The sequence below is a fragment of the Eubacterium sp. MSJ-13 genome (genome assembly GCF_018918235.1).
Taxonomy (GTDB): Bacteria; Bacillota; Clostridia; order Lachnospirales; family Lachnospiraceae; genus Butyribacter.
The window spans coordinates 1-6,240 of sequence record NZ_JAHLQE010000007.1; the positions used below are offsets into that span (position 1 = coordinate 1).

7 protein-coding genes and 2 tRNA genes are annotated in these 6,240 nt (G+C 34.7%); all 9 read left to right on the forward strand.

The window, feature by feature from the left end; all coding sequences use genetic code 11:
* Positions 1 to 78 precede the first annotated feature (78 nt).
* The 9 genes from KQI69_RS00325 (at position 79) to KQI69_RS10345 (ending at position 6,165) form a co-directional block, all read left to right on the forward strand.
* Positions 79 to 150, forward strand: a tRNA-Glu gene (locus tag KQI69_RS00325).
* 12 nt (positions 151 to 162) lie between these two features.
* Positions 163 to 233, forward strand: a tRNA-Cys gene (locus KQI69_RS00330).
* Between the two features lie 153 nt (positions 234 to 386).
* The gene (locus tag KQI69_RS00335; protein ID WP_216563272.1) at positions 387 to 839 is read left to right on the forward strand and encodes a Mini-ribonuclease 3; all 453 of its coding nucleotides are present in this window, start codon (positions 387 to 389) and stop codon (positions 837 to 839) included.
* Between the two features lie 134 nt (positions 840 to 973).
* The gene (gene rlmB, locus KQI69_RS00340; protein WP_216563274.1) at positions 974 to 1,723 is read left to right on the forward strand and encodes a 23S rRNA (guanosine(2251)-2'-O)-methyltransferase RlmB; all 750 of its coding nucleotides are present in this window, start codon (positions 974 to 976) and stop codon (positions 1,721 to 1,723) included.
* 99 nt (positions 1,724 to 1,822) lie between these two features.
* Entirely contained in the window at positions 1,823 to 2,248 is a 426-nt protein-coding gene (locus tag KQI69_RS00345; protein WP_216563276.1) for a PBECR2 nuclease fold domain-containing protein, read from the forward strand.
* Positions 2,249 to 2,742: 494 nt separating this feature from the next.
* On the forward strand, positions 2,743 to 3,342 hold the full coding sequence (gene sigH, locus KQI69_RS00350) for an RNA polymerase sporulation sigma factor SigH (protein WP_216563278.1): 600 nt from the start codon (positions 2,743 to 2,745) through the stop codon (positions 3,340 to 3,342).
* Between the two features lie 213 nt (positions 3,343 to 3,555).
* Entirely contained in the window at positions 3,556 to 4,527 is a 972-nt protein-coding gene (locus KQI69_RS00355) for a helix-turn-helix domain-containing protein (RefSeq protein WP_216563280.1), read from the forward strand.
* 162 nt (positions 4,528 to 4,689) lie between these two features.
* A complete protein-coding gene (locus KQI69_RS00360; protein ID WP_216563281.1) occupies positions 4,690 to 4,998 on the forward strand; it encodes a putative signal transducing protein in 309 nt (102 codons plus the stop codon).
* Positions 4,999 to 5,025: 27 nt separating this feature from the next.
* On the forward strand, positions 5,026 to 6,165 hold the full coding sequence (locus KQI69_RS10345; protein WP_253288929.1) for a GGDEF domain-containing protein: 1,140 nt from the start codon (positions 5,026 to 5,028) through the stop codon (positions 6,163 to 6,165).
* The last annotated feature ends 75 nt before the right edge of the window (positions 6,166 to 6,240 follow it).

The window sequence follows — 6,240 nt, forward strand, 5'->3', positions numbered from 1 at the left end:
CACACGGCTGTTAACCGTGGGGTTGTTGGTTCGAGCCCAACTCGGGGAGTTTATTTTTAAAATAAAATATATATTTATGGCTCCATGGTCAAGCGGTTAAGACATCGCCCTTTCACGGCGGTAACACGGGTTCAATTCCCGTTGGAGTCACTTTTTTATTATGGCGACTTAGCCAAGTGGTAAGGCATGGGACTGCAACTCCCTGATCATCGGTTCAAATCCGTTAGTCGCCTCTATACAGACCTCAATGATTTATCATTGGGGTCTTTTGTGTTATAAGAAGATAAAGTATATTTATATAAGGAATAAAGCAGTAAAGAATATAGATAAAATAAAAAGTCAAAATATGTAATATGTAGAAGGGAATTATAAGGAGTTATAGTTATATGGAAGAAAAAAATTTTTTACAGAGTGTACAGGATACTTTTGGAAAAGGAAAATTGAAACCATCGCAGTATTCTGCATTGGGGCTTGCTTATATAGGCGATGGAGTTTATGATTTGATAATAAGAACTATTGTCCTTGATCTTGGAAACGGGAAAGTAAAAAACTTTCACAAAATGACGAGCAATATTGTAAAAGCTGAATCACAAGCTAAAGTGGTCAACGCAATTTTAGGCAGTCTGACAGATGAAGAAATGGCGATATTTAAACATGGAAGAAATGCAAAATCAGCAACATCAGCTAAAAATGCATCAATCATAGATTATAGGATAGCAACAGGATTTGAAGCATTAATAGGGTATTTATATCTATCACATAGAATAGACAGAGCAATGGAACTTATAAAAGAGGGACTAATAAAAACCAAGTTACTCCCTTATAAATTGTCATATTAAATGAATGTAATTTTCAAAGAAAAACAAAGTCTGCTGGCAGACATTTGTTTTTTGTGAAAATTATATGAGTGAAACGAACAGCGAAAAACGAAGTTTTGAATGAAACATAGAAAATTTAGAAAGTGAGGAAAAATATGAGATACGAAGAATTAACAATAGAAGGTAGAAATGCAGTTTTGGAGGCGTTTAGAGCTGGGAAAACAATAGACAAACTGTTTGTACTTGATGGCTGTCAGGATGGACCGGTGCGTACTATTTTGAGAGAGGCAAAAAAGACAGACTGTATAGTTAATTTTGTTAAAAAGGAACGACTTGATCAGATGTCCGAAACTGGAAAACATCAGGGAGTTATAGCCTATGCAGCGGCATATGAATATGGAACAGTGGAAGAAATGCTTGAGAAGGCAAAAGAAAAGAATGAGCAGCCATTCCTGATTTTGCTTGATAATATTGAAGATCCACATAATCTTGGTTCTATAATAAGAACCGCAAATCAGGTTGGAGCACATGGAGTTATAATTCCAAAGAGGAGAGCAGTTGGTCTTACTGCTACTGTTGCAAAAGCGTCAGCGGGTGCAATAAATTATACACCTGTTGCCAAAGTTACAAATCTTGTTAAAACAATGGACGAGCTAAAAAAACAGGGAATGTGGTTTGTTTGTGGAGATATGGGCGGAGACAGCATGTATTCACTTGACCTTACAGGACCAATTGGTGTTGTAATAGGAAATGAGGGCGAAGGCGTGAGCCGTCTTGTGAAGGAGAATTGTGATTTTATTGCAACGATTCCTATGTTTGGAGATATTGATTCGCTTAATGCATCGGTAGCGATGGGAGTGCTTTCTTATGAGATTGTTAGGCAGAGAATGGCGAAGAATGATTGATGTTAAAAGAAATAAATATTATAGTATTTATAAAACTGGCTGTTTATGTAAGAAAACAGCCATATCCTAAAAAAGTTATAGGTTGAAAGGAGATAGTATATGACTTATATATACGATAATAATATTTTTAACAATGAAAATGCAGTGTTTTACAGGCTTGGAAAATTGGATTGGTCTATTTATGATTGCATTTCTAAAGAACATGTAAATGATGAGGTAATTATAACAGCAGAACAGTTAGCACACATTAGGGAAAGACATCCGGAGGCATATGGTGATACATTGAACTATGTTAAGACTATTTTGCAAAAACCGGATTATATAATTAGGGATAAGCGACCAAATACAGGTTTGGTAGTTAAAAGAATATTACATGAGGATGACAATATATTATTAGTGCTAAAAATTTGTACTTGTAACGATAGAGAAGGATATAAAAATTCAATAATAACAAGCTGGAAAATAACTGAAAAACGTTTAAGTAATTATTTAAGAAACAAAGAAATCATTTACAAAAAGGAATAAATAAGATATAATAGACATAGAGTAATAGAGGGGTTATTTGAGGTGGTAAATTTCGTTGCAACCACGCACCCTTTGGGTTAAAAGAGATGCAGGAGATGCGACGCCTGCCAAATAACCTCTTAATATATGATATGGTAGTTTATGGTGGAAAATTTTTCGTACTTTAGAGATGAAAAAATATAATAGGTATTTGTTTATATATATAATAGAAATTTAATAACAGGAGCAAGGGGACTTGTTCCTGTTTTGTGTTATCTGAAAATATAGTTTAACACTGTCAAGGAAGTCCACCGCTTTTATTGCTCTACGCAATAAAAGCGGTGGGGACTTGCTTGTATCAGGAGGGTACAAGCCCTTTCTGTATGCTGCGGCAACAGCTAATAGTGTTATGAACAAATAGCAGAGCGGATTGCGAATATCCGCTTGACAGGGATTGTTTGGGATAAAGATAAAGGTAAATACTACTAACAGTATGTCAGTAAACAGGGGGACTAATGGAATTTGAAAAAATGTCTGAAAATGACATAATAAATTTAGCACAAAAGAAAGAAGATGCTGCTATGGAGTATCTTTTAGAGAAATACAAGCCGCTTGTACGCCAGAAAACAAGAAAATTGTTTTTGATAGATGGTGATAAGGATGACCTTATTCAGGAGGGGATGATAGGTCTTTTTAAGGCTGTCAGGGATTATCAGGTTGAAAAGGATGCGTCATTTAGGACATTCGCTGACCTTTGCATATCAAGACAGCTCTATTCGGCAATAAAAAAATCAAACAGGCTTAAAAATCAGCCGTTAAATTCATACATATCAATATATTCTGACGAATTTAATGATGCGGATGAACTGGCAGGTGACAGGACTGTGATATCATCAGGAGCAGATAACATTGCAAACCCTGAAGCAATTGTTATAGATAGGGAGAATGCTGTTGACATGCAGAATAAGATGTTTGATAAGCTAAGTAAAATGGAAAGGGAAGTACTTAAACGATATCTTGATGGCATGACATATCAGGAGATTGCGGCGGACATGGAGAAATCTCCTAAATCAATAGACAATGCATTGCAGAGGATAAAAGGGAAGATTGGATAGCCGGACATGACATGTCGGATAGCAAAAAACATGATATTTCTCACTTTATACCATGTTTTCACGAGATTCCCGTTACAATAGATTGCCGTAATAGGTGGTGTCTGATATATTAAAGCACAGAAAAATGAGCCATTTCGATGCATTGCTGTATTTTATCGCATACAGCAATGTGTGGTGGAAAGTGAAAATATAGAATTGGAGGATGTGCTTTTTATGGACAAGATAAAAACCGGAAATCTTATAAGAGATGCAAGAAAAAGAAAGAATTATACCCAGAGTGAACTTGGAGATTTACTTGGAGTTACAAACAAAGCGGTATCGCGCTGGGAAAATGGGGAAAGTTTTCCTGATGTTGCAATATTGGAGAATATATCAAATGTATTGGATATCAAGATTCAGGATATTGTTGTGGGAGAGATTCAATCAGATAATGATAAGATAATATCTGACAATAAAGAATCAGGCAATGAAACGGAAACTGTGGATGCTGGCAGAGAAGAAAATATTTTGGCTGAGGTTGTGAGATTAGTAAAGATACAGGATAGAGCAAAGTGCAAAATGCTATCCTGTTTTTTGCTTCAATTGGCAGTATTATTGTATAGTTGTTTCATAGGATGTGTGAGTTTATTTGATGGAAATATAGTATCTTCCCCGTCAGGTATGGTTTATTTTATTTCACTGGCGATAGTTTTTTGTGTATTGATATTTGAAATGAAGATACGGGTGACAGATGGTGTTACAGAAAATGATTTGGTGAATTTAAAACATGATATAAGAAGTAAATTTTTTGTTATAGAGGTGTCTTTACTTGTGTGGGTTATTCTAAGTGTATGTGTTTGTTGTGGATTGTCTGTGAAAATGGCAGCATCGTCTGACATGAAGATACAATCCGTAGGAACATTTTTAAATATAAATTTATTGACAGTATTTTTGATAAATCTGATTTTTGCTGCAATTGAATGTTTTAGAAATGTTAGAGAAAATATTAGTAGAAATATGGATTTTGGAATATCAGTAGCAGGATTATATCTTACAGCTCTTTACTGGGATGTGCTGCATAGTATTTCAGAAAATCTCACACAATTTTATTATTCATTTTTTCAAAGGACTGTTATTGTTTTATGTGAATTATTTTTATTTGAAATTGTAAGGTGGTGTGTATTAAATATAAAAGCAGATAAATAAATTGATGAAAGAATATCTATAAATACAAGAATATCATATGCAGTATATGTTTAACTTTTAAAAATATGTATAATATTAAAATGATTGTAATTAAGTAAAATATATAGTATGATAAATACATAGAGCAACTATGGGTTTGTCTATATTTTAAGGAGAGGTATTATGAAGAACATATACTGTACATCAGATTCATTTGAAGCTGATATGATCGTAAGTAAATTATCAGATAATGGAATAAATGCTTCGTGCAGGCAGAAAGAGAATTTTAATGTTGTTGTAGGAAAAAATGATACAGAGTTTGAAATATTTGTTGATGACTGGAAGGCAGATGAGGCTAAGAAGCTGATTGGTGGAAATGGTTCTGAGCGGATGCATACATCTGTGTTTAATAAAAGAAGAATGATGGCAATAGCTGGTCTTATATGTGTATTAGCGGTTATTATTCTTTCGGTGGTGAGTGCTATCAGCTAGGATGATTATATGTAAAAAGGAGTATTGATGAATAAATGGAAAGACACTTTGTATCAGATTATAGGTAAAAGTCCTGTAAGCAAGCAGAAAGATGTAGCACAAAACATTTATGCATTTCGTTTTGTGCTATTTTGCATGGTAATATATTCAGTTGAAAATGTAATGAACATGTTCGGGATTTTTATTGTAGATAAAAAAATCTTTTTTACCGGATATATTTTTGCATGCTTTTTTGTCGTGGTTCATATTATTTTGTTAATGATACTTGGGCTTGAACATAATATGACAAAATATGTAAGTATTGCTGCTATTACATGTGTCATCAATTCGGCAAGTATTTCTTTAACATACCATATGGTGATTATTATAATGATACCTCTTGTTATTGCCGGGATGTATACATCAAAGAAGATATCGACATATACATTTATCCTCACGATTTTCAGTATAATATTAAGTACATATGGAGGGTATTTTTTGGGAGTCTGTGATGCAAATATGGCACTTCTTACGGCGACTTCGATAGGAAATCTTGTGAAAGACGGCAAATTTCTTATGAGTCAGGTAAACGAGCATCCTATGGTTACACTCGGATTATATTTTGTTTTGCCGCGTTGTCTGTTGGCGATTGCCTTTGCCTATGTTTCAAACAGTGTTAATAAGGTTATCAGAAATTCTCAAAAGAAGGCAGTACAGATGGAATTAAAAGCGAGTATGGATGAAATGACAGGTCTATACAATAAAAATAAATTGCTTTCGCTTATAGATGAGAAAGTGTATGATTTTCAAAAAGTTGCTGTTATATATTGGGATGTAAACAGATTAAAGTATGTAAATGACAATTTTGGTCATCTTGCTGGGGACAGACTTATCATAAAAGTGGCAGAAACGATACGCAGCGTCGCAGATGATAAGGACATTGCACTGCGTTACGGCGGTGACGAGTTTTTGATGATAATAAGGCATGGAACAACGGAGATGGCGGAGAAAGTCATAAATGCATGGAGGAATGAGATAGAGAAGGCGGGTGAGGGCTGTGAATTTCCAGTTTCTGCATCTGTGGGATATGCAGTCAGTGAGAGAGAATGTCTGGAAGATGTTATCGCTGCCGCAGACAGGAATATGTATGAGTGTAAACAGAAAGTGCATCGGAAACTCAGTTTTTAACACTATCAAGTAAGTCACCCACTTCTATTGCGTAGAGCAATAAGTGGGGGTGGGGACTTGCTTGTATCAGGAGGG